Here is a 21,486-nt window from a genome sequence, read left to right on the forward strand (position 1 = left end):
GTGAAAGGGTTTTTCCTCATGCGTCTCAGCTCTCTGGCTGTCATCGGAGCCTTCGGGCTTGTATCCTGCGCGACACAGACCGCGCCGCCTGCCCTGTCAGACCTGTTTGAGGGTGAACCAGAAAGCGCTGTTGAGGCACTGAACCGCTATTATGCAACGATCGATCCGGCGACCCTGCCGCAGGCGCCGCAAGGCGTGTCATTGCCGCTTAACGAGCCGCTGACGCGGGTGCTGCTGGCGTCCTGCAATGATGAAGAGCAGGAAAGCCCGACCCTGGCGCGGCTGGCCGAGGAAGAGGCCGACCTGTTCCTGATGATAGGCGACAATGTCTATGGCGACCGCGATGGCCGCGACTACTCCAACAATCAGCCCGAGCTCGATGAGCTGCGCGAGAGCTTTGCGGACCTTGCAGACCGCGCGGAATTCCGGGCGGTGCGCGCCAAATTCCCGATGATGGTCGCGTGGGATGACCATGATTACGGCGCCAATGATGGCGGCAAGAATTTTCCGTTCCGTGACTATGCCGAGAAGATCCACGAGACATTCTGGGGCCTCGGCGACGAGGATGTCGGCCAGTGGCCGGGCACTTACTATGCGCGCACTTTCGGGCCGGACGGCCAGCGCGTTCAGGTCATCATGCTGGATACGCGTTTCTTCCGGTCTGACCTGACCCCGACCGACGAGTACGGCGCGCCCGGCAAGGAGCGCTATATGCCGGCGGCGCAGGGCAGCTATCAGGACATGCTGGGCAGTGCGCAATGGACCTGGCTCCAGAACCGTCTGCAGGACGAGGCAGACCTTCGCTTCATCGTCTCATCCATCCAGGTGCTGCCAACAGCGCATGGTTGGGAATCATGGGACAAGATGCCCGATGAGCGCCAGCGCCTGTTCGACATGGTGAAGAGCACAGAGGCCGGCGGCGTGGTTTTCCTGACCGGCGACCGGCATACGGGCTTCATTTATGAAGAAGCGGGTGTTCTGCCCTATGAGGCCAATGAACTGACAGCGTCATCGCTGAACGTGTCCTTTGCGACCGAGACTGACGAGATGGATGAGCGCCAGGTCGGCGCTGGCTTTCCACCCGAGAATTACGGCGTTGTCGAGATCGACTGGGAAGGCCGGAGCCTGAGCTTCCTGCTCAAGGACGGTGAAGGACAGACCGTGCGCCAGAACGACATTGCCTTTGAAGACCTCGGCGTGGAATAAGCCCGGCTAAACGCCAAGCCACACCAAGAAGGGCCGTAAAGGAGCCCGGTCTGCCATGAGCGACTACCGCAATGTATGGGCGCTGATTGCTGCCGCTGCCTTCCTTCAGCTCGGAGGCGGTATCCTTGGTGTGGTCACGCCGCTCGGCCTTGAAACGCTTGGCGTCAGCCCTGGCCTGATCGGTGCAATTGCGGCGGTCTATGCGATCGGCTTCATGGTTGGGGCCTATACCGCCAGCAATGCGGTCATCCTGTTTGGCAACATTCGCGTTTTCTCGGCCGCCGCGGCCACTTGCGGCGCAAGCGTTCTGGTCATGCAGCTGGCGCTCGACCCGTGGAGCTGGACCTTCGTTCGCATTGTGCAGGGCGCGGCGTTTGCCTGGATGTTTTCGAGTATCGAGGCGTGGCTCGGCGCGACCGTGTCGGTCAGGAACCGGGGCAGCGTCAGTGGCTTCTACCACCTGATCGCGAAATTCGCCCTGATGGCGGGGCCATTCTTTGTCGCCGGGCTCGCGCCCGTGGATTTCCGCCCATACCTCTGGTGCGCCATGTTCCTCTGCCTGTCGCTGCTGCCGGTCTGCCTGACCCGGCGCGGTGAGCCGCCTGCGCCAAGTGTTGAGCCATTGCCGTTCAGGCGCCTGTTCGACATCGCGCCATCGGCAGTTATTGCCGTGTTCCTTGCGGGCCTCATCAATAGCGGGACGCTGGCGCTCCTGCCGCTTTATGCCGGTGTGGCCCTGCCGGGCATTGGCGGCGGATCGACGGGCGCGGCGGCCATTGCGGCGGCCGCGGTCTGGACGGGCGGGCTGATCAGCCAGTGGCCGGCGGGCCGAATTTCCGATCATGTCGATCGGCGCGTGGTCATTGCGGTGATGGGGGCGGTGTCGGCTGTTGCCGCGCTGGTGCTTGGCCTCTTTCCGCGCATGGCAGAGAACTGGACCCTGATTACGCTGGCCGTTTGGGGCGCAGGCTCGCTGTCTTTCTATGGCATCGGTGTCGCGCATGCGATTGACCGGTCGGATACGGCGCAGATTTCGCGCGTCATGTCGGGGCTTCTTTTTGTCTGGGCGGCGGGGTCCGTCATTGGGCCGCCGCTCTCTGGCTATGCGTTTCGTATGCCGTTTACCGAAGGCGGACTGTTTCTTCTTGCGGCGATCAGTTCGGCAATTCTGGCAGTGGCCATGATGTACAGGCGGACAAAGCGGCAGGATGTGCCCAAGGAAGCGCAGGAGCCGTGGAAGATTACCCTCCCAAGCACAGCATCTACGGGCGAAATCGACCCTCGCACGGAGTAAGGCTGGCTTGGTTCGTGATCTGGACCTATCCGGTTGCGCCGCAAAATCTCAGTGTTATAAGGCCACGAGTTTCTGAGCGGTAATGCGTGCATCGCATTCCCCCTCCCGCCGACGATATCAAAGAGGCTTATTTCCCCAATGAACATTCACGAATACCAGGCCAAGGCCGTACTGAAGTCCTATGGTGCGCCCGTTGCAAACGGTGCGCCCGTGCTGTCGATCGACGAAGTGGAGAAGGCAGTCGACCAGCTGCCGGGGCCGCTCTGGGTCGTCAAAAGCCAGATCCACGCAGGTGGTCGCGGCAAAGGCAAATTCGTGGAGTCTGCTGCTGGTGAAAAAGGCGGCGTTCGTCTCGCCTTTTCCAAGGAAGAAGCGATCAGCCACGCCAAGGCCATGTTCGGCAACCACCTTGTCACGGCGCAGACCAACAAGGACGGCAAGCAGGTCAACCGCCTCTACATCGAAGACGGCGCAGACATCTCGCGTGAGCTTTACCTCTCTGTCCTGATCGACCGCGCAACCGGCAAGCCGGCTTTCGTCGCATCGACCGAAGGCGGCATGGACATCGAGGAAGTCGCGCACTCCACCCCGGAGAAGATCCTCACCCTGCCGATCGACCCGATCGCTGGTGTCACCGACAAGGACAGCGAGACGCTCTGCGACGCGCTGAAGCTTGAAGGCGACGCACGCGCAGACGGCATGAAGCTCTTCCCGACGCTCTACAAGGCGTTCACGGAGAAGGACATGGCGATGCTGGAGATCAATCCGCTGATCGTCATGGAAGACGGCCACCTGCGCGTTCTCGACGCCAAGGTGTCTTTCGATGGCAACGCCCTGTTCCGTCACCCTGACATTGTCGAGCTTCGTGACAAGACCGAAGAGGACGAGAAGGAAATCGAGGCGTCCGAGTGGGACCTCGCCTATATCGCGCTCGAGGGTACGATTGGCTGCATGGTGAACGGCGCAGGCCTCGCCATGGCGACGATGGACATCATCAAGCTGTACGGTGAAGAGCCGGCAAACTTCTGTGACGTTGGCGGCGGCGCCAACAAGGAGAAGGTGGCAGCTGCGTTCAAGATCATCATGAAGGACCCGAACGTGAAGGGCATCCTGGTGAACATCTTCGGCGGCATCATGAAGTGTGACGTCATCGCTGAAGGCGTGATCGCTGCGGTCAAGGAAACCAATCTGGGTGTGCCGCTGGTCGTCCGCCTCGAAGGCACGAATGTCGATGAAGGCAAGGCCATCATCAAGAATTCGGGTCTCAACGTGATCCCTGCCGACGATCTCGACGACGCGGCCAAGAAGATCACCGAAGCGATCAAAGGCTAGAGCTTAAACGTTTTTTCGCGCGCCTGAGGGCGCGACCCAAAGATTTCAGGGACCTTATCCATGTCCATTCTCATCGACTCCAATACCAAAGTCATCGTGCAGGGCCTGACCGGCAATACCGGTTCGTTCCACACCAATCAGGCGCTCGAATATTACGGCACCAAGATGGTTGCCGGCACGCACCCGAAGAAGGCTGGCCAGAAATGGACCGCCGACAATGGCACCGAGCTGCCGATCTACGCCACCGCAGGCGAAGCCAGGGAAGCCACCGGCGCCAACGCATCCGTGATCTATGTGCCGCCAGCTGGTGCAGCTGCCGCGATTGAAGAAGCCATCGACGCAGGTATCGAACTCATCACCTGTATCACCGAGGGTGTGCCGGTCATGGACATGGTGCGCGTGAAGGCGAAGCTCGCCAATTCCAAGTCGCGCCTCATCGGCCCGAACTGCCCGGGCGTCCTGACCCCCGAGCAGTGCAAGATCGGCATCATGCCGGGCAAGATTTTCAAGAAGGGCTCTGTCGGCGTGGTGTCGCGTTCAGGCACGCTGACCTATGAAGCTGTGTTCCAGACCTCGAATGCCGGTCTTGGCCAGACGACAGCTGTCGGCATCGGCGGCGACCCGGTCAACGGCACCAACTTCATCGACGTGCTGGAGCTGTTCCTCGCCGATGACGAAACCAAGCAGATCATCATGATCGGCGAAATCGGTGGATCTGCCGAAGAAGAAGCTGCTCAATTCCTCAAGGACGAAGCCAAGAAGGGCCGCAAGAAGCCAATGGTTGGTTTCATCGCTGGCCGCACGGCGCCTCCGGGCCGCACGATGGGCCATGCCGGCGCAATCGTTTCAGGCGGCAAGGGCGATGCACCTTCCAAGATCGAAGCCATGGAATCGGCTGGTATCAAGGTGTCTCCGAGCCCTGCGCGTCTCGGCGATACCATGGTAGAGGTTTTGAAAGGATAGCCCCGGATACTAAGTGTCCGAATGGCGGCCAGACGAGGCCAATAAAACGACCCCGCCGGGCCGTCCAGTGAAGCAACAGGACGGTACATACCATGGCTGATGACGGTTCCCCGATTTCGGGTAAGCGGAGCGCACAGAACAGCGCGATGCTGGAAACCGCGTTCTTGTATGGCGGCAGCGCAGTCTGGATCGAAAAGATGCAGGCTGCGTATGCGCGCAACCCCAGCTCCGTGCCAGAAAGCTGGCGCGATTTCTTTGCTGCGCTCGGCGACGGCGAAGAAGCGTCTACGCGCAATGCGGATGGCGCGAGCTGGAAGCGTGATCGCTGGCCCAAACCGGCGGATGCCGACCAGGTCGCAGCCTTTGACGGCAACTGGACCCTGCTTGAGCCCAAGCTCAAGGAGAAGATAAAGTCCGACAAGCCGGCCGCGACGGCTGAGGATGTCGCCGATGCGGTGAAGGATTCGATCCGCGCGCTGATGATGATCCGTGCCTACCGGGTACGCGGTCATCTGGCGGCGAACCTCGACCCGCTGGCCATCGAGAATGATGTCGAGCATCCAGAGCTCGAGCCAGCCAATTACGGCTTCACCGACGCGGACATGGATCGCCGGATCTATATCGACGGCTATCTCGGCCTTGATTACGCGACCATTCCGGAAATGGTCGACATCCTGAAGCGAACCTATTGTTCGACCATCGGCATCGAGTTCCAGCACATTTCCAATCCTGAGGAGAAGTCGTGGCTTCAGGAGCGCATCGAGGGCCCGGACAAGGGCGTCGCTTTTACCCCTGAGGGCAAGAAGGCGATCCTGACCAAGCTCATCGAAGCTGAAACCTTCGAACGTTTCCTTCACCGTCGCTATCCCGGCACCAAGCGCTTCGGCCTTGATGGCGGTGAAGCGGCTGTTCCGGCGCTTGAGCAGATCATCAAGCGCGGCGGCGCCCTCGGCGTAAACGAGATCGTTGTCGGCATGCCCCACCGCGGCCGCCTCAACATGCTGGCTGCCGTGATGGGCAAGCCGTATGAGAAGATCTTCCACGAGTTTCAGGGTGGCTCGACGCAGGGCGCAGAGGGCTTTGGCTCAGGCGACGTGAAATACCACCTTGGCGCGTCTTCGGACCGTGCCTTCGATGGCAATGAAGTTCACCTGACAATGAACGCCAACCCGTCCCACCTCGAGGCGGTAAATCCGGTGGTTCTGGGTCGGACCCGTGCCAAGCAGGCGATGGAAGCTGACGAAACCGGCACGCTGGACCGCTCGCACAAGCTGCCGCTTTTGCTGCACGGCGATGCGGCCTTCGCAGGCCAGGGCGTTGTGTCCGAGTGTTTCGCGCTGTCGGGCCTTGCCGGTTATCGCACAGGCGGCACGATCCACTTCATCGTGAACAACCAGATCGGCTTCACGACCAGCCCAATGTATTCACGCTCCTCGCCATATCCCTCAGACGTCGCTCTGATGGTGCAGGCGCCGATCTTCCATGTGAACGGCGATGACCCTGAAGCGGTCACCTATTGCGCGAAAGTTGCGACCGAGTACCGGCAGAAATTCGGCAAGGACGTTGTCATCGACATGTTCTGCTATCGCCGCTTTGGCCACAATGAGGGTGACGAACCGATGTTCACCCAGCCGGTCATGTACACCAAGATCAAGGGTCACGAATCGACCCGCGAGATCTATGCGTCGCGCCTGGTCAAGGAAGGCCTCGTTTCCGAGGATGAGGTGAAGTCGCAGATCAAGGCGTTCGAGGATTTCCTCGACAAGGCCTTTGACGATGGCAAGACCTTCGAAGCCACCAAGGCCGACTGGCTGGATGGTGAGTGGAAAGGCCTTGGCCTGCCGGAGGATGACGAGCGCCGCGGCAAGACCGGGGTTGCGGTCAAGAAACTGAAAGAGATCGGCGAGACGCTTACGACGGTCCCGGACAATGTCGACGTTCACAAGACACTGCGCCGGGTCATCGATGGCCGCCGTGAAGCGATCGAGACCGGTCAGGGCATTGACTGGGCCACGGCCGAGCACCTTGCTTTCGCGACCCTGCTTGAAGAAGGCTTCCCGGTACGTCTTTCAGGTCAGGACTCTGGCCGCGGGACGTTCTCGCAACGTCACAGCCATTTCGTCGATCAGGCGACGGGCGCGCGCTTTACGCCGCTCAATAACATCGCCGAGGGACAGGCCCATTACGAAGTGATCGACTCGCTTCTGTCTGAAGAAGCGGTGCTTGGCTATGAGTATGGCTATTCGCTGGCCGACCCGAACTGCCTGACCCTCTGGGAAGCGCAGTTTGGCGACTTCTCCAATGGCGCGCAGGTCTTCTTCGACCAGTTCATTTCCTCGGCAGAGCGCAAATGGCTGCGGATGAGTGGTCTCGTCTGCCTTCTGCCACATGGCTATGAGGGCCAGGGTCCGGAGCACAGCTCTGCCCGCCTTGAGCGCTTCCTGCAGATGTGCGCCGAAGATAATATGCAGGTCGTGAACCTGACGACGCCCGCGAACTATTTCCATGCGCTGCGCCGCCAGATCCACCGCGACTTCCGCAAGCCGCTGATCATCATGACGCCAAAGTCGCTTCTGCGTCACAAGCTGGCAACCTCGTCCATGGATGACTTCAACACGAAGTCATCCTTCCACCGCATCCTTTGGGATGATGCGGAGACGCCGGGCCGTGAAGGCAAGGTGAAACTGGCCGAAGACAGCAAGATCCGCCGCGTCGTCATGTGTTCGGGCAAGGTCTATTACGACCTGTTCGAGGCCCGCGAGAAATCGGGTACGGATGACGTCTACCTGTTGCGGGTCGAGCAGTTCTATCCAGTGCCGCGCAAGTCGCTGATCGCTGAGCTGAAGCGCTTTCCGGACGCCGAAATGGTGTGGTGCCAGGAAGAGCCGCGGAATATGGGCGGCTGGACCTTCATGCGCGACGAGATCGAGTGGACCAGCAATCAGGCGGGCGTGCGCAACCCCCGTCCGAAATATGCGGGCCGCCCCCCATCGGCAGCGACGGCAACCGGCCTACTTTCACAACATAACAAGGAAAAGGATGCTCTCATCGCAGCCGCGCTGGGTGACCAGCCGGTCGAAGACAGCATCGTTTCCGCCTGACCTGAACGAACCTAACGGAAACGGAAGCATATGACTGATATCGTAGTCCCTCAGCTCGGCGAGAGCGTGACGGAGGCCACTGTTGGCCAATGGCTCAAGAAAGCGGGCGACAAGGTCTCCAAGGATGAGGTTCTGGTCGAGCTCGAAACCGACAAGGTTTCAGTTGAAGTTGCCGCAACGGCAGATGGCACGCTGAGCGAAATCGTCGCCAATGAAGGCGATACGGTCGAGATCGGCGCCATTCTTGGCCGCCTCGGAAGCGGCAGCGGCGAAGCGCCTGCCTCGGAAGAAAGCGCGCCTGCGGAAGCCAAATCCGAGAGCGCTGAACAGCCGGAAGAGGAAGCTCCGAAGGAAGAGGCAAGCGCGTCTTCCGGTGGCGACGACCTGACCGATGTGACCGTTCCGCCAATGGGCGAAAGCGTCACCGAAGGCACGCTGGGCGAGTTTCTGAAAAAGGTTGGCGACAAGGTCTCCAAGGATGAGACCATTGCTGAAATCGAGACTGACAAGGTCGCGCTGGAAGTGCCGGCAACGGCTGACGGCACGATTGCAGAGCTGCTTGTTTCTCCGGGTGACACGGTTACGCCGGGCTCGGTTATTGCGCGTATTTCGGGTGGTGCAGGCGGTAGTGCTGCGGCCTCATCGGGCGGCACGGTCGCAAAGGAAGCCCGTGTGACCGAAGGCGCAGCGACCAGCCAGACGCCGGCGGAAACCGGTCAGTCTGCGTCTGGGCAGGAAGATCGCCCGGTCTCCCCATCGGTGCGCCGTGTGGCAGCCGAAGGCGGCGTCAATCCGCAGGACATTCCGGGCACGGGCCGCGACGGCCGCGCCACGAAGGCTGATGCCGTAGACTTCGTGAACAAGGCTGCCCAGGCACCCAAGACCGAGAGCAAGCCGCAGGCAGCACCGTCCCAGCGTGAGATCGGTCCACGCGAGGAGCGGGTCAAGATGACCCGTCTTCGCCAGACGATCGCCCGCCGCCTGAAAGAGGCGCAGGACACGGCTGCAATGCTGACGACATTCAACGATGTCGACATGTCCGCCGTGATGGCGCTGCGCTCGAAGTACAAAGAGAGCTTTGCAGACAAGCATGGCGTGAAGCTCGGCTTTATGGGCTTCTTCACCAAGGCTATCGTGTCGGCGCTTCAGGAAATCCCCGCGGTCAATGCAGAGATCGACGGCACCGACATCATCTACAAGAATTACTATGATATCGGCATGGCGGTCGGCACCGATAAAGGCCTGGTTGTCCCTGTCATCCGTGACTGCGATGAGCTGTCTATTGCCGGGATCGAGCGTGAGCTTGGCAATCTCGCCCGCAAGGCGCGCGACGGCGACCTGACCATCGGCGACATGCAGGGCGGCACATTCACCGTCACCAATGGCGGTGTCTATGGCTCGCTCATGTCGACGCCGATCCTCAACCCGCCGCAGTCTGGCGTGCTTGGCATGCACCGGATCGAACAACGCCCGGTCGCTATCAATGGCAAGGTCGAGATCCGCCCGATGATGTATCTGGCGCTCTCCTATGACCACCGCATCGTCGACGGCAAGGAAGCGGTGACCTTCCTCGTTCGCGTGAAAGAAGCGCTGGAAGATCCAGAGCGTCTGCTGCTCGACGTCTAAGCGTCTGTTTGCAGGAAGAATTTAGAGAACGCCCGGTCAGGCATGGCCGGGCGTTTTTTCTTTGAGGCTATGATGGAGGCGTCACTCCCGATGAGCAGAAGCAGACGGCTTACTTCCTGATACCCATCTCCCAGGCGGTGTCGTCGCCGCCGCCTTTCCAGGCGGCATAGGCAACGGCGCCTTCGAGGTTCGCGGCGTCCATCAGGGTGCGGGGCCAGTCGCTTTCCTCGATCATGTCGACATGGATCGGGTGAACACCCCAGAGCAGCTGGGCGCGGCGCAGGCGCGTATTGTCGGCGGATCCATAGAGGATGAAATAGCGCCCGCGATGCTTGGCAAACTGGGCAAGGCGGCGGGCAGAACCTGTGCGTAGCGCGAGCGCCCTTGCGTTGACTGCGAAGGCGAGCGACTGGGCGGCGCGGGCAACAATGTCGATCACGCGCTCATCCTCGCGGTCGCCCATGAATTGCCGAAGGGAGTCGCGATAGTCAGGCGCTTCCTCGGTCGCCTTGATGATCCGGTCCATGATCGCGACGGCTGTGGGCGGGTGGTGGCCGATTGCGGTTTCGGCAGACAGCATGACGGCATCGACGCCCTGATAGATGGCGGTAGCGACATCGCCGGTCTCCGCGCGCGTCGGAGCAGCATTCTCGATCATCGATTCCAGCATTTGCGTCGCGACGATGACCGGGCGGCCAACCTCGCGCGCCTCGCGGACGATGCGCCGCTGGATGATCGGGACCTGTTCGAGCGGGAATTCGACGCCAAGATCGCCGCGCGCAATCATCACCCCATCTGACGCGCGGATAATCGCGTCGAGATCCTTAACGGCGCCGGGTTTCTCGATCTTGGAAATGAGCGGTGCGCGCGCGCCGATGGCGGCCTTTGCTTCTTTCACGTCATCGACAGACTGAACAAAGCTCAACGCCACCAGATCGACCCCGAGGTCCAGCGCGAAAGCGAGATCTTCGCGGTCCTTGTCGGTCATGGATTTGAGTGGCAGCGTCTTGCCGCGAATGGTGAACCCCTTGCGGTCAGAAAGCGTGGCGTGGAAGGCGGGCGTAACCAGAGGGTGCTCACCCACTTCGCTGACTGTGAGGCGGACCTTGCCGTCATCGCAGAGGATTTCGTCACCTTCTTCCAGTTCAGCAAGGATTTCCGGATGGGGGACAGGAATGGTGTCCGGATCGCTCGTGCTCTCATCCGCAATGAGTGCATAGGCCTTTCCATAGGCGAGCTTGATCTCGCCGCCTTTGAACGTGCCGACGCGGATCTTGGGGCCCTGAAGGTCTGCGAGGATGGCGAGGGGGCGGCCCATCGCCTTCTCTGCTGCGCGAACGGCCTTGAAGACGGCGGCATGGGTTTCGTGGTCGCCATGACTGAAATTGAGGCGGAAGATGTCCGCGCCTGCTTCGGCGAGAAGACGGATGGCGTCAGGGCTCGCGCTCTTCGGACCGATAGTAGCGAGTATCTTGGCGTTGCGGCCGCGCAGGCGGGGTGAGGTCATGGAGCGCTTTTCTGCTGGCACGGCGAGGCCGCAATTGAACCTTTTGCCAATCTGGCGCGACTATCCCTTCAGAACAAGCCAGACAAAGGCACAGATGACCCGGGACACTGGACGCATATTCGACGAGCTGCTGCTCGTTTCGGCACGCTCGGGGGACCGCAGGGCAGGCGAACGGCTCGCGGCGCGCTGGCAGCCGAGACTATTACGCACCGCGCGGCGGCTTCTGCGCGATGAGGATGAAGCGGTGGAGGCGGTGCAGAATGCCTGGACGGCGATTTGCCGGGGATGGTTCACACTGCACGATCCGGCGAAATTTCCCGCCTGGGCTTTCACCATTCTGCATCGCAAGTGCGCCGATCGCATCCGCGGCAACCAGACTGACCGCGCCCGTCATGCAGACCTGAGGCCTGATAGCGGCGGTGAAACAAAGGGTGCCGTAGAGGACAGGTTGGCGATCCGTCAGGCGATTGACGGTCTCAGCCACGACCACCGCGCCGCGGCTGTCCTGTTTTTTGGTGAGGAGATGACCCTCCGCGAGGTCGCAGAGATTACGGGTGTGCCGGTCGGCACGGCCAAATCGAGAATTTTTCACGCACGCCGCCAGATGAAGGCGGCTTTGGAAGGAGACGCGTAATGACAGGCATTGATGAGAAAATTCGCCAGGGGATGAATGAGGATGACAGGGCTTTCCTGGCGTCGCTGGATGCAGAGCCGGGACTGTTCCAGCAGATGGGCGCCGCCTTTGCGGGGACAATGAAGCTCTGGACAGTGTTTGCAGTGATATTGTCGCTCGTCTTCTTCGGACTTTCGATCTGGTCGGTCTTCGCCGTGTTCAATAGCGAGACCCCGGTTGAGGCGATTGGCTGGGCAGGCATCGGCCTTGCGGGCTTCATGGCGACGGGGTTCGTGAAGATCTGGTTCTGGCTGCGCATGAACCACCTCACCCTGCTGCGGGAGATGAAGATCATCGAGCTGCGCCTCGAGAGTCTGAACGCGAATTAAGGAAGCCTGCGGAACAGGCAGGCGCGGCAGCCGTTTTTACCGGGTCACAAGCAGAATGCTGAAAGGACACACTATGAAACGCACATTTCTGACTGCTACTGCCGCAATCGCACTGATGACCGCGCCTGCCATTGCACAGGCTGCCGATACGGACATCGAGACCCAGACCGAGGCTGAGATTACGACCGACATTCCGGACGTACAGATCGAGGGCGACGTCGCATCTGACACGACGCTCGAAACTGAAACCCCGACGGCCACCACGCCAAGCTGGGACGGCGATGCCGAGCTTGAGAACGATACGTTCAAGGATGGCGACGGCATGGGCGGCGAGTACTATGAGAGCGAAGAAGACGCGCTCGCCGATTCCGACCTCGAATCCGATACCGATGTCGAGGTTGAAACGCCCGATGCCGATGTGAACCTCGATGTCGAAACCGAGACTGAGTACAATGACGAAGCGGCCGCAAAGCTGCAGATGAATGATCAGTACGGTTCGACCGAGACCTATGGTGATACCAAGGTCGCCGCAGATGTTTCAAGCGATCTGGACGATAGTGAACTTGCCGAGCTGAACTCGGAAAAGTCAGCCCAGATGGCCGCAACCACTGATGCCGAGATTGGTGTCGGCGGCCCCGAAGCCCAGGATGAAGCAGACGCTGCTGCGCGGTATGGCGACATCAATCAGGTTGCCAATCCTGACGTCGATGTCGACGGCCTGACCGAATATGAAGAAGAGCAGATTGAAAAAGCCGGCGAAGACGCTGCGCAGGATATCGACAAGCTCGAGAAGGACAGCACCAAGTACTAGTGCCGTTCCTGACATGAAATCGGCCCCGCAGTGTAAAAGCTGCGGGGCTTTTTTATGGGTGTTGCCCGCAAGGGCTAGGCCTCAAGTTCGACGTCCCAGTAAAGATAGTCCATCCAGGTTTCGTGAAGATGGTTAGGCGGGAAGCGGCGGCCGATTTCCTGAAGCTGGTAATTGGTCGGGCGGACCGGCTTTCGATGCGGGATCATACCTGCGTCCACTGGCATCCGTCCGCCTTTCTTGAGATTACAGGGCGAGCAGGCTGCGACGATGTTCGTCCAGCTGGTACGCCCACCGCGAGAGCGTGGCACGACGTGATCGAAGGTCAGCTCTTCGGGTGTGCCGCAATAGGCGCACTGGAAGCCATCGCGCAGGAAGACGTTGAAGCGGGTAAATGCGGGTGAACGGTCCTGCCGGACGAATTCACGAAGTGCGATGACGGAAGGAAGGCGCATCTCGAAACTTGGACTGCGCACGACGGTGTCATATTCGGCGATGATATCAACGCGGTCGAGAAAGACAGCTTTGACGACATCCTGCCAGGGCCAGAGCGATAGCGGATAATAGGAAAGGGGCCTGAAATCGGCGTTCAAAACGAGAGCGGGCCGCCCATTTGGCGGGTTAGTCAGGACCTCAGGCATTGCAGCCTCCTCCCTGTCCCTCTGTGCGGCTGACGAAAATGTCAGTGAACACGCGCCTCCATCGGTTTTGTAGGGATCATTAATGATTCCCGAATACGAGTTTATGACAGAATCCGGGTTTGGCTAGCGTGTATGCGCAATCGGTCGCGGATCAGCCCGATTAAGTCTATATCAGGCATCCAGTCCGCCGCTTGCCGAATACGCTTTTGCGCGCTCTGCATTGATCCAACCCCACAAGAGATGGGCGGCGACGCCGCGCCACGGACGCCAGGCCTCGGCGAGCTCCGTAAACGCTTTCGGCGCGTAGCGCTCTTCATGGCCACTGAGCTGTCTATAGGCCTCCATGAGGCCGACATCGGCAATGGGAAAGGCGTCGAGGCGGCCACAATAGAGAAGGAAAAGATCGGCCGTCCAAGGGCCGATGCCTTTGACGGCGAGAAGCTCGGCGCGGGCAGCCTCGATCTCTGCATGGTAGACGCGTGTGAGGTCCAGCGCGCCCGTATCTACGGCAGTCGCGATGGATTTGAGATGGCCGACCTTGGGCCGTGACAGACCGCAACCTCTCAGCGTGTCCTCGCTGGCGTCAAGGACCGAGTCGGGCGTGACCTCCCCAAGTTCTGCTTCGACGCGGCCCCAGATCGTGGCAGCGGCCTTGGTCGTGATCTGCTGGAAGGCGATCATGCGGGCGATGGTGTGATAGCCGGGCGGGCTGTAGCGCCAGTCGGGCAGACCGGTGACCGCGAAGGCAGCGGCGAAGGCAGGGTCCCGGACCATGAGTTCTTCACAGGCCTGCTGGAGTGTCTCTTTCGACGGTTTCGACATGGGGCACTCCGCAGCTCAGGACTGACTGTTAGCCTATCGCATCAAATTATGCCCGGCGAGCGGCGGTCGGCCCGGCCCTCTGGAAATCTTTGACCGCCTCCAATCATACGCGTATCCTGCGAAGTGAAAAGAAAACGGAGGAGACAGCATGGCAGACGGACACGGCGCGGGCGGACAGGCCCAGTTTCGCGAGATGATGGAAGGCACGAAGGAGGATTGGGAAATCATCTCCGAGCATTCGCGTATCTTCAATAAGGGCCTCGCCAAGCGCGTACTCGACCATCTTCGCCTTCTCGATGGTGACTTTGGCGGCTTTCCTGTCGACCGGCTGGAGCATTCGCTGCAGACGGCGACCCGTGCCCACCGCGACGGGCGGGATGAGGAATATGTCGTCTGCGCGCTGCTGCACGATATCGGTGACACGCTGGGCAGCATGAACCACCCGGATGTGGCGGCTGCGATCCTCAAGCCTTTCGTATCAGAGGAAAATCTCTGGATGGTGGCCAATCACGGCGTCTTCCAAGGCTATTACTTCTTTGAGCATCTCGGTCTCGACAGGAACATGCGCGACCAGTTCAAGGACAATCCACACTTCCAGCGCTGCGCGGAGTTCTGCCACAAGTACGATCAGAAGGCGTTTGACCCCGAGTATCAGAGCGAGCCGCTGGAGTTCTTTGAGCCGATGGTGGAGCGCGTCTTCTCCAAGCCGAAGAATTCGATCTATCTGCGCAAGACTGAAGAGGCGTCGGCGTAGGAGCTGCGCCTTTGTTTCTGCTATCAACGGCCGTGTGATTCGACTTCGCTCACCATGCGGCCGTTTTGCTTTTACGTGTTGAGATCAGCGCGCGTGCGGCCCTGCGTGGCGAGGCCTTCGTCCAGCAGGGCGTCTGAGACCGCTTCCAGTTCGCTCTGCAGTCTGGCGAATATCTCCTTGCGATTGAGGCCAGCCGGGATTGGGGGCAGGGCTTCGTAGACAACAAGGCCGGGCTTGCGGACCATGCCGCGCGGCTTCCAGCACAGACCGGAATTCGTCGCGAGCGGGACGACTGGCACCTCAAGCTGGTTGTAGAGCGCGGTGACGCCTGCGGACTTGTAGGCCGGGGCTGCCCCAGCGGGCTGGCGGGTGCCTTCCGGATAGATGAGGACCTGGCGGCCCTGTTCGGTGCGGGCTTTCGCCTCGCGCAGCATCTTTTTCAGCGTCTTCGATGTGCCGCCTCGGTCGATGGGGATCATCCTTGTCTTGAGGGCATACCAGCCGAGCGCAGGATACCAGAGCAATTCGCGCTTCAGGATGATGGCCGGATCCGAGAACAGTAGGAACGGGATGAACACGTCCAGCATGGCCTGGTGCTTGCCAGCGATGAGGACGGGGCCCTGCGGGATGTGTTCGCGTCCGCGCAGCTCGACCTTGATGCCGCAAAGAAGGCGAAGGCCCACGCGTACATATTGGGCGTAGAGCCGAATGGCGGCCACGGCGAATTTGCGCGGCAGGAGCAGCGTCGGCAGGCAGGTGATGCCGATAACGGCCATGCCGCCATAGAGCCAGATGACGAACAGGAATGAGCGCACAGCGTTCAAAGTGAACTCCTCAGCGAGCGGCCAACAGTGACCCGCGCAGCGATACGGGCCGCGAGCGCGCCTGCGATAGGAGAGACGGCCAGAATGATGAGGTCCCACTGGTCGAGGGACAGCTTTGGTAGAAGCTCACTCGGCGCGCTGGAGCTTTGCGCCGAGAAGACGATGATAGCGGTGACGGCGAGCGCGGCCACCGACCCCGCCGCGCCAGCCTTGAGACCGAGGAGCCAGAACCGGCGCTCAAACAAACGTGCGATAAAGCGGTCTTCAGCCCCCGCGAGATGCAGAACATCGACAATATCCTTGCGCGCGAGAAGGGCCGCATGGGTCGCGAAGGCGATGACGGAAATGGCGGTCATGGTGAGAAGCAGCACGGTGCCAATGGCGGCGATGCGCAGTGTGCCGAGGGCTTTGCGCACTTCAGCGGCGTAGGCCGAATGCGTATCGGCGCGGCCGTTAACGCCCGCCTCGGCAAGAGTTGCGTCGATCTCGGCGGCGAGCGCAGTCGTGTCGCCTTCGGCATCGACTGCGATCAGAAGCGGTAGCGGAATGCCATCCGGTATGCCGCCGGGGCCAAAGCTGGGTGAGAGCAGCTCATCGAGTTCGTCATCAGTCAGCACATGGGCCCGTTCCACGCCGGGTAGCGCCTCTATGAGCTCTGCGGCCGTTTCGGCGCCGCGCCTGTCCGTGTCGCTGACGAGAACCGTCATTTCGCCTTCGACCTGCGCGGTCCAGGCTTCTGCAGCGGTATAGGTGCCGCGCGCAACGAGGGTGGCGAGCACGGCCAGAAAGCAGAGTGCCGCCACCACGAAGAACAGCGCAGCCTCGCGCGCATCGCTTTCAGGCAGGAGGGGGTTCATCTTGATATTCATGCCTGCTCGTAAGCGGTGTCTGCGAAAAGCAACCCGTCCTGAAGCTTCAGCACCGGCGCTTTGAACTCGCGTATGATATGCATGTCGTGCGTGGCGATGATGACCGTTGTGTTGAGACGGCGGTTCAGCTCTATGAAGAGACGGAAGATCCGGCGCGCCATGTCCGGATCGACATTACCTGTCGGCTCATCAGCTATGAGGATATCGGGCTTGTTGATGAGCGCGCGGGCAATGGCGAGGCGCTGCTGTTCGCCGCCCGAAAGGGCCGGAGGGAAGGCGTGAATACGCTCGCCGAGGCCGACCCAGCGTACAAGATCAACGACTTCGTCGCGGTAATCTTCAGGCTTTTCACCGCTGACCCGCAGCGGCAGGGCGACATTCTCGAAAGCGGTGAGGTGGTCGAGCAGGCGGAAGTCCTGAAAGACGACACCGATGCGGCGGCGAAGCGCCGAGAGCTGGTTGCGGGACATGTCGGCAGTGCGCTGGCCGAACAGGCGCACTTCGCCAGATGTCGGCGCATGGGCGAGGTAGAGAAGCTTCAGAAGGGATGATTTGCCGGCGCCCGATGGTCCGGTCAGGAAGTTGAACGTGCCGGGTTTCAGGCGAATATCGATGTCGGTCAGGATATCGTCAGCCGTGTCGTAGCGAAGGCTGACGCCATTCAGCTCAACGGCCGGTTCAGTGGCAAGAGGCGCGCCCGCCTGGGTCATCAGCTTCCTTTCGTATCCGCAGCGGTCCAATCGACTATTTCAGAGAATTGCGCGAAACTCCAAGCCATGATTCTCACCTGTCCGAACTGCGAGACCCAGTATTTCGCGCACGACTCCACGATCGGTGAGGCCGGGCGCACGGTGAAGTGCGCCGCTTGCGACCATAGCTGGTTTGTCGGTCAGGGCGAGGGTCTGGCGGCTGCTTCCGGGCGTGGGGCGCATGAAGCCTATCGCAAACGGGTGCGCGACCGCAAAACCCGCGCGAGCAGGATGGCGGCTATCGTGTCATGGGCGGTGGCGGCATGTTTCCTCGTCGGTGTTCTGGGCGGAGCTGTCCTGATGCGGAGCCGGGTGGTGGAAGCCTGGCCGCAGAGCGCCTCGGCCTTCAGTGCGCTCGGCATGAAAGTGAACCGGTTCGGCGTCGAATTCGCTTCAGAGGATGCTGAACGCTTCCTCGATGGGACGCTGCCCGTGCTGGAGATCAGCGGTGAGGTGCGCAATTTCACCAAACGGCCACGGCGCGCGCCGCTTGTCGAGGTGCGCCTGCTTGACGATGATGGGGTACATATCGCCACCTATTATGCGGCGGTCGCGCAAGCGGAGATCGCTCCCGGAGAGACTGCAGGCTTTTCGAAACGGATAGAGAACCCGCCTTTTGAAGCTTTCCAGCTGGAACTTGGCCTTGTGGACGAGGGCGAGGCTGGGCTTGAAAGCGCGCAGGCAAACGTCACACCAGATCTCGGCGGTAATCCATGAGCCAGAACACTCCTGAAATCGATATTGTCCTGAACGAGGACGAGCTGATGGCCATGGTCGACCAGCTGGCAGAGACGCTGGCCCCCCGGCTTCAGGGCGAATGGACCGCGATCAATATCCTGATCGGCGCGACGCCCTTCACCAGTGACCTCATGAAAGCGCTGGCGCGGCGGAATATCCACCCGGTCCTCGATGCGCTCTGGCTGGAAAGCTACCGCGATGCGCGCGAAAGCTCCGGCCGGGTGAATGTGCGCGCGGACATTACCCGCCCTGTGACCGGGCGCGGTGTGCTGCTGATCGACGATGTGTTCGATACGGGCCGCACGCTCGCCTTTGCGCGCCAGCACTTGATGACGAAAGGTGCGCGTGAAGTGATCACCGTTGCGCTCGCGCGCAAGCCATCAGCGCCGGCCGGGCCAGAAAATGTCGATTACTACGCCTTTGAGGCGCCTGAGCGCTTCCTCGTCGGCTATGGTATGGACGATAGGGGTCTCTACCGGGGACTGCCATTCGTCGGCGCTCTCGACTGATCACATGACGGGCTGAGGCTCGTTGGCAGGCGCCTGATCTGTCAACTTGCTGTCCAGCCAACCCAGAATGTCAGCAACAACCTTGTCAGTGCCCGGCTCGTCGACAATCCAGTGGGCGTGCCGGGGGTACTCGATATAATCGCCGGGTACACCTGCGCCCTTATACTTCTGGCCGACGCGGCGGACGGCCTTGATCGGCGTCGCGCGATCCTTGCCAGCGCCGATGGTCAGCGTCGGGATGGTGACGGTCTTCTCGTCAATCGGAGAAGGTTCAGTCAGGTCACGATAGACCTTTCCTGAATCGAAGCGCGCCTGCGCATAGATTTCGTCATGTCGGCTCTTTGGGACTTCATTCATCACGCCCCAGCGGAAGCCGAACTTGCCGACCTTGTAACTGTTCTCGGGAATGTTCTTTCGACCTGCCTTCAGAATACTCCAGAACGTGATCATGAGGCGCAAATCCTGCACCTGGCATTCAGGGGTCTGCGCTGGCGTGAGGAAGATGGCGGCAGCCGCGTCGCCGCGTGCGGCAAGGTTCTGCGCGATGAGGCCGCCCATGGAATGACCCATGACGACAGGCTTCTCACCGGTCTCTGCCTCGATCTCGCGCGCTTTTGCCGACATCGCCTCGACATAGTCGGTCAGGGTGAGGTCCTTCAGGCTTTGGGGCGGGTCAGTTATGGTTCGCTGGTCTTCAAACAGGGTGGGCGCTTCGACCCGCCACCCAGCCGCTTCGAAGGCGCGGCGCATCGCATTCCAGGCTTCGCCGCCGCAGCCAACGCCGTGGATCATCAGTATTGTCCGGCTCATGGCATTTCTCCCGCTTTTCTTTCAATGGCGAAATTCTCTCCCGCCCAAGGCTGGAAGCGCTCAGCAACCGCTTGATAGACAGGCCGTTTGAACGGCACGATAGCGGACGGCGCTTCGCTGAGACGGGCCCAGCGCCATGCGTCGAACTCTGGCGTGTGGCGATCGAGACGGATGTCGCTGTCAGAGCCTTTGAAGCGCAGGGCAAACCATTTCTGGCGCTGGCCGATAAAGGCGCCCGGCATGCGGCGGCGCACTTCGGCCGGAAACTCATAGAACAGCCAGTCAGAGGTTTCCTCTAACACATCGACGAGCTTGTCCGAGACGCCGACTTCCTCTTCGAGTTCGCGAAGCGCGGCGTCGTGGGGCGTCTCGCCGTCGTCTATGCCCCCTTGCGGCATCTGCCACTGGAAAGCGCCGCGACCGTTTATGCGGCGGCCAAGAAAAATATAGCCCGTGCTCGAGAAGAGGACGAGGCCGACATTGGGGCGATAGAGCGAGGGGTCGGGTGTCTGAATGGTCACCCAGTCGTGTCTACCGCTTCCATGTCGGCTTGCCCACCCGCCTGTGGGGCGATGGACGCAGTTTCACGGCCTGTCGTAGCGGATGGCCGTGTATGTGTGGCGGCAGACGCTGGCGCGAGCACGATGCCCTTGGCCGGGAGGCTATCGGTCCAGGCTTTCAGGATGTCGATTGTGACCGGATAGGCAAAGCCGGAGCCGACGGACGAGCCCTTGTCGATGGCGAGCGTCTCAAGCTCAAGCAGACGTTCCTGGATGTCCCCGCCATGCGGCTGGGTATCAATGGGAAAGTTGGCCCGGCGGAAGCGGAGCGGCGCGTCGGTGGTCACCGTATCCATGGCCGAGCGCGGCAGGCTGCCATCTTCAACGAAAGCGAGACCGCGGGCGGCCGTGAGGCGAGCAAGGTGCGTGACGCTTTCAGGGCTGCGCAGGAAGCGGCCGCCCTGGTAATTGGTGAGACCGAAATAGCCGCTTGCTGACGCCATTAGGGCGCTGAGGCGGGCGTCAATTTGAGCCTCCTGCATTGCGGTGGTGAGGCTTTGCGGGTGGGCCGGGCCAGAGGACAGCTCATAGGCCTCAAGCGGGACTTCCAGCAGCACTTCGTGGCCAGCGGCGCGGGCCTGATCGATCCAGCCTTGAAGGTCGCGTGTCCCGGGCGCGAAGGAGAGGGTCACCTCTGGCGGAAGCTCGTCAATCGCTGAACGGGTGTGCGTGCGGTTGATGCCCAGTCCGCCGAGAATGATGGAAACCGTCGGGCGTCCTTCGGTGTTGGCGAACGGGCGCGCATAGACGCCAGCAGGCGTGCGGCCATCATCTGAAATCTTTGGCAGGGTGCCGACGGGCGTGCGTTCTGAAACCGCGGCGACAGGCGCATGCGGTAGCGCAAGCGTGCTGCGTGATTCCTGCCAGGACTGGCCTGAAGAGACGCTGATACCATTGATGCGCACGGTCGGGCGCTCAGCGACATCAGGGGTGTTTGTATTGCTGTTGTCAGCGACCCGTACAACGCGTGAGACGCCATCAACATAGTCGATGCCAAGATCAGGCGCTGCAGTTTCGCCCCGCGCAATCATTGCATCAGTGATAAAGGGCTGCGGGGTGTCTTCCGGGCGGTAAACCGGGGCCGCGATCTGTCTCGCGGGCGCGTTAGAAGAGGCAAGCCGTGTCTTCAGTTGCGGCGTCGTGATAGCCGGGGTTTTTGTCTCGAAAAGGGCAATCTGGCGGACCGGGCTGGACGTGTCTTCGCTGCCCCAGAGATGGATGCCACCTGCCATCGCCGTCAGCGCGAAACCGACAGTCGCAAAGCTCAGAACCGAATGCTTGATTGCGCTACGCAGCGGCGATGGCTCACGAGGTGCCTGTGCGGCCATGTACGGTCTCTCCGGTCGCTGGTTTGGCGGGTCAATCGAGACC

At 61.0% G+C, this 21,486-nt stretch carries 21 protein-coding genes; 12 read left to right on the forward strand and 9 right to left on the reverse strand.

Annotated elements, in window-relative coordinates; all coding sequences use genetic code 11:
• The first annotated feature begins 18 nt into the window (after positions 1 to 18).
• The 6 genes from D1224_RS07875 (at position 19) to odhB (ending at position 9,522) form a co-directional block, all read left to right on the forward strand.
• Positions 19 to 1,206, forward strand: a complete 1,188-nt coding sequence (locus D1224_RS07875) for an alkaline phosphatase D family protein (RefSeq protein WP_119379337.1) — start codon at positions 19 to 21, stop codon at positions 1,204 to 1,206.
• Positions 1,207 to 1,261: 55 nt separating this feature from the next.
• Positions 1,262 to 2,500, forward strand: a complete 1,239-nt coding sequence (locus tag D1224_RS07880) for an MFS transporter (RefSeq protein ID WP_119379338.1) — start codon at positions 1,262 to 1,264, stop codon at positions 2,498 to 2,500.
• A gap of 138 nt (positions 2,501 to 2,638) precedes the next feature.
• On the forward strand, positions 2,639 to 3,832 hold the full coding sequence (sucC, locus tag D1224_RS07885) for an ADP-forming succinate--CoA ligase subunit beta (protein ID WP_119379339.1): 1,194 nt from the start codon (positions 2,639 to 2,641) through the stop codon (positions 3,830 to 3,832).
• Positions 3,833 to 3,892: 60 nt separating this feature from the next.
• Positions 3,893 to 4,795, forward strand: coding sequence for a succinate--CoA ligase subunit alpha (gene sucD, locus D1224_RS07890; RefSeq protein WP_119379340.1), 903 nt, complete (start codon positions 3,893 to 3,895; stop codon positions 4,793 to 4,795).
• A 92-nt stretch (positions 4,796 to 4,887) separates the two neighbouring features.
• Complete coding sequence (locus tag D1224_RS07895) at positions 4,888 to 7,896, forward strand: 2-oxoglutarate dehydrogenase E1 component (RefSeq protein WP_119379341.1); 3,009 nt, start codon at positions 4,888 to 4,890, stop codon at positions 7,894 to 7,896.
• A 30-nt stretch (positions 7,897 to 7,926) separates the two neighbouring features.
• On the forward strand, positions 7,927 to 9,522 hold the full coding sequence (gene odhB, locus D1224_RS07900; RefSeq protein ID WP_119379342.1) for a 2-oxoglutarate dehydrogenase complex dihydrolipoyllysine-residue succinyltransferase: 1,596 nt from the start codon (positions 7,927 to 7,929) through the stop codon (positions 9,520 to 9,522).
• Between the two features lie 109 nt (positions 9,523 to 9,631).
• Here the strand turns inward: odhB and pyk are convergent, their stop codons facing one another.
• Positions 9,632 to 11,029, reverse strand: coding sequence for a pyruvate kinase (gene pyk / locus D1224_RS07905; RefSeq protein WP_119379343.1), 1,398 nt, complete (start codon positions 11,027 to 11,029; stop codon positions 9,632 to 9,634).
• On the opposite strand from pyk, the gene D1224_RS07910 reads away from it, so the two are divergent.
• The 3 genes from D1224_RS07910 to D1224_RS07920 all read left to right on the forward strand — a co-directional run bounded on the left by D1224_RS07910 (position 11,028) and on the right by D1224_RS07920 (position 12,842).
• Positions 11,028 to 11,663 carry an RNA polymerase sigma factor gene (locus D1224_RS07910; protein WP_182482214.1) on the forward strand — a complete coding sequence of 212 codons (636 nt, stop codon included), beginning with the start codon at positions 11,028 to 11,030 and terminating at the stop codon, positions 11,661 to 11,663. The genes pyk and D1224_RS07910 overlap by 2 nt on opposite strands.
• A complete protein-coding gene (locus tag D1224_RS07915) occupies positions 11,663 to 12,031 on the forward strand; it encodes a DUF6768 family protein (protein ID WP_119379344.1) in 369 nt (122 codons plus the stop codon). The genes D1224_RS07910 and D1224_RS07915 overlap by 1 nt, the downstream gene beginning before the upstream one ends.
• 73 nt (positions 12,032 to 12,104) lie before the next feature.
• Positions 12,105 to 12,842: a hypothetical protein gene (locus D1224_RS07920; RefSeq protein ID WP_119379345.1), complete on the forward strand. Its 738-nt coding sequence runs from the start codon at positions 12,105 to 12,107 to the stop codon at positions 12,840 to 12,842.
• Positions 12,843 to 12,916: 74 nt separating this feature from the next.
• Here the strand turns inward: D1224_RS07920 and D1224_RS07925 are convergent, their stop codons facing one another.
• Both D1224_RS07925 and D1224_RS07930 read right to left on the reverse strand, forming a co-directional pair.
• Positions 12,917 to 13,480, reverse strand: coding sequence for an HNH endonuclease (locus D1224_RS07925; RefSeq protein ID WP_119379346.1), 564 nt, complete (start codon positions 13,478 to 13,480; stop codon positions 12,917 to 12,919).
• A gap of 171 nt (positions 13,481 to 13,651) precedes the next feature.
• Positions 13,652 to 14,302, reverse strand: coding sequence for a DNA-3-methyladenine glycosylase family protein (locus D1224_RS07930; RefSeq protein ID WP_119379347.1), 651 nt, complete (start codon positions 14,300 to 14,302; stop codon positions 13,652 to 13,654).
• Positions 14,303 to 14,450: 148 nt separating this feature from the next.
• On the opposite strand from D1224_RS07930, the gene D1224_RS07935 reads away from it, so the two are divergent.
• Entirely contained in the window at positions 14,451 to 15,056 is a 606-nt protein-coding gene (locus D1224_RS07935) for an HD domain-containing protein (RefSeq protein ID WP_119379348.1), read from the forward strand.
• Between the two features lie 71 nt (positions 15,057 to 15,127).
• Here the strand turns inward: D1224_RS07935 and D1224_RS07940 are convergent, their stop codons facing one another.
• From D1224_RS07940 to ftsE, 3 genes are read right to left on the reverse strand one after another with little or no spacing between them, the layout of a single operon-like run.
• Positions 15,128 to 15,871 carry a lysophospholipid acyltransferase family protein gene (locus D1224_RS07940; protein ID WP_233350498.1) on the reverse strand — a complete coding sequence of 248 codons (744 nt, stop codon included), beginning with the start codon at positions 15,869 to 15,871 and terminating at the stop codon, positions 15,128 to 15,130.
• A gap of 5 nt (positions 15,872 to 15,876) precedes the next feature.
• Positions 15,877 to 16,749: a cell division protein FtsX gene (locus D1224_RS07945; RefSeq protein ID WP_119379350.1), complete on the reverse strand. Its 873-nt coding sequence runs from the start codon at positions 16,747 to 16,749 to the stop codon at positions 15,877 to 15,879.
• Positions 16,746 to 17,459, reverse strand: a complete 714-nt coding sequence (ftsE, locus tag D1224_RS07950) for a cell division ATP-binding protein FtsE (protein ID WP_119379351.1) — start codon at positions 17,457 to 17,459, stop codon at positions 16,746 to 16,748. Before ftsE ends, D1224_RS07945 begins: the two co-directional genes overlap by 4 nt.
• A 66-nt stretch (positions 17,460 to 17,525) precedes the next feature.
• Between ftsE and D1224_RS07955 the strand changes: the two genes are divergently transcribed.
• Positions 17,526 to 18,215: an MJ0042-type zinc finger domain-containing protein gene (locus tag D1224_RS07955; protein ID WP_119379939.1), complete on the forward strand. Its 690-nt coding sequence runs from the start codon at positions 17,526 to 17,528 to the stop codon at positions 18,213 to 18,215.
• Positions 18,212 to 18,745, forward strand: coding sequence for a phosphoribosyltransferase (locus D1224_RS07960; protein WP_119379352.1), 534 nt, complete (start codon positions 18,212 to 18,214; stop codon positions 18,743 to 18,745). Before D1224_RS07955 ends, D1224_RS07960 begins: the two co-directional genes overlap by 4 nt.
• Here D1224_RS07960 and D1224_RS07965 read toward each other — a convergent pair whose 3' ends face one another.
• From D1224_RS07965 to D1224_RS07975, 3 genes are read right to left on the reverse strand one after another with little or no spacing between them, the layout of a single operon-like run.
• Positions 18,746 to 19,555: an alpha/beta hydrolase gene (locus D1224_RS07965; RefSeq protein WP_119379353.1), complete on the reverse strand. Its 810-nt coding sequence runs from the start codon at positions 19,553 to 19,555 to the stop codon at positions 18,746 to 18,748.
• On the reverse strand, positions 19,552 to 20,070 hold the full coding sequence (locus tag D1224_RS07970) for an RNA pyrophosphohydrolase (RefSeq protein WP_407647455.1): 519 nt from the start codon (positions 20,068 to 20,070) through the stop codon (positions 19,552 to 19,554). The genes D1224_RS07965 and D1224_RS07970 overlap by 4 nt, the downstream gene beginning before the upstream one ends.
• 2 nt (positions 20,071 to 20,072) lie before the next feature.
• Positions 20,073 to 21,443: a divergent polysaccharide deacetylase family protein gene (locus D1224_RS07975; protein WP_119379355.1), complete on the reverse strand. Its 1,371-nt coding sequence runs from the start codon at positions 21,441 to 21,443 to the stop codon at positions 20,073 to 20,075.
• Positions 21,444 to 21,486 lie beyond the last annotated feature (43 nt).

This window comes from Henriciella barbarensis (genome assembly GCF_003576345.1).
GTDB lineage: Bacteria > Pseudomonadota > Alphaproteobacteria > Caulobacterales > Hyphomonadaceae > Henriciella > Henriciella barbarensis.

What these genes read in the sequence shown, in the direction of transcription:
- D1224_RS07875 (WP_119379337.1), top strand. Translation starts at nt 19, where the DNA reads ATGCGTCTCAGCTCTCTGGCTGTCATCGGAGCCTTCGGGCTTGTATCC.
- D1224_RS07880 (WP_119379338.1), top strand. Translation starts at nt 1,262, where the DNA reads ATGAGCGACTACCGCAATGTATGGGCGCTGATTGCTGCCGCTGCCTTC.
- sucC (WP_119379339.1), top strand. Translation starts at nt 2,639, where the DNA reads ATGAACATTCACGAATACCAGGCCAAGGCCGTACTGAAGTCCTATGGT.
- sucD (WP_119379340.1), top strand. Translation starts at nt 3,893, where the DNA reads ATGTCCATTCTCATCGACTCCAATACCAAAGTCATCGTGCAGGGCCTG.
- D1224_RS07895 (WP_119379341.1), top strand. Translation starts at nt 4,888, where the DNA reads ATGGCTGATGACGGTTCCCCGATTTCGGGTAAGCGGAGCGCACAGAAC.
- odhB (WP_119379342.1), top strand. Translation starts at nt 7,927, where the DNA reads ATGACTGATATCGTAGTCCCTCAGCTCGGCGAGAGCGTGACGGAGGCC.
- D1224_RS07910 (WP_182482214.1), top strand. Translation starts at nt 11,028, where the DNA reads ATGGAGCGCTTTTCTGCTGGCACGGCGAGGCCGCAATTGAACCTTTTG.
- pyk (WP_119379343.1), bottom strand. Translation starts at nt 11,029, where the DNA reads ATGACCTCACCCCGCCTGCGCGGCCGCAACGCCAAGATACTCGCTACT.
- D1224_RS07915 (WP_119379344.1), top strand. Translation starts at nt 11,663, where the DNA reads ATGACAGGCATTGATGAGAAAATTCGCCAGGGGATGAATGAGGATGAC.
- D1224_RS07920 (WP_119379345.1), top strand. Translation starts at nt 12,105, where the DNA reads ATGAAACGCACATTTCTGACTGCTACTGCCGCAATCGCACTGATGACC.
- D1224_RS07925 (WP_119379346.1), bottom strand. Translation starts at nt 13,480, where the DNA reads ATGCCTGAGGTCCTGACTAACCCGCCAAATGGGCGGCCCGCTCTCGTT.
- D1224_RS07930 (WP_119379347.1), bottom strand. Translation starts at nt 14,302, where the DNA reads ATGTCGAAACCGTCGAAAGAGACACTCCAGCAGGCCTGTGAAGAACTC.
- D1224_RS07935 (WP_119379348.1), top strand. Translation starts at nt 14,451, where the DNA reads ATGGCAGACGGACACGGCGCGGGCGGACAGGCCCAGTTTCGCGAGATG.
- D1224_RS07945 (WP_119379350.1), bottom strand. Translation starts at nt 16,749, where the DNA reads ATGAATATCAAGATGAACCCCCTCCTGCCTGAAAGCGATGCGCGCGAG.
- ftsE (WP_119379351.1), bottom strand. Translation starts at nt 17,459, where the DNA reads ATGACCCAGGCGGGCGCGCCTCTTGCCACTGAACCGGCCGTTGAGCTG.
- D1224_RS07955 (WP_119379939.1), top strand. Translation starts at nt 17,526, where the DNA reads ATGATTCTCACCTGTCCGAACTGCGAGACCCAGTATTTCGCGCACGAC.
- D1224_RS07960 (WP_119379352.1), top strand. Translation starts at nt 18,212, where the DNA reads ATGAGCCAGAACACTCCTGAAATCGATATTGTCCTGAACGAGGACGAG.
- D1224_RS07965 (WP_119379353.1), bottom strand. Translation starts at nt 19,555, where the DNA reads ATGAGCCGGACAATACTGATGATCCACGGCGTTGGCTGCGGCGGCGAA.
- D1224_RS07975 (WP_119379355.1), bottom strand. Translation starts at nt 21,443, where the DNA reads ATGGCCGCACAGGCACCTCGTGAGCCATCGCCGCTGCGTAGCGCAATC.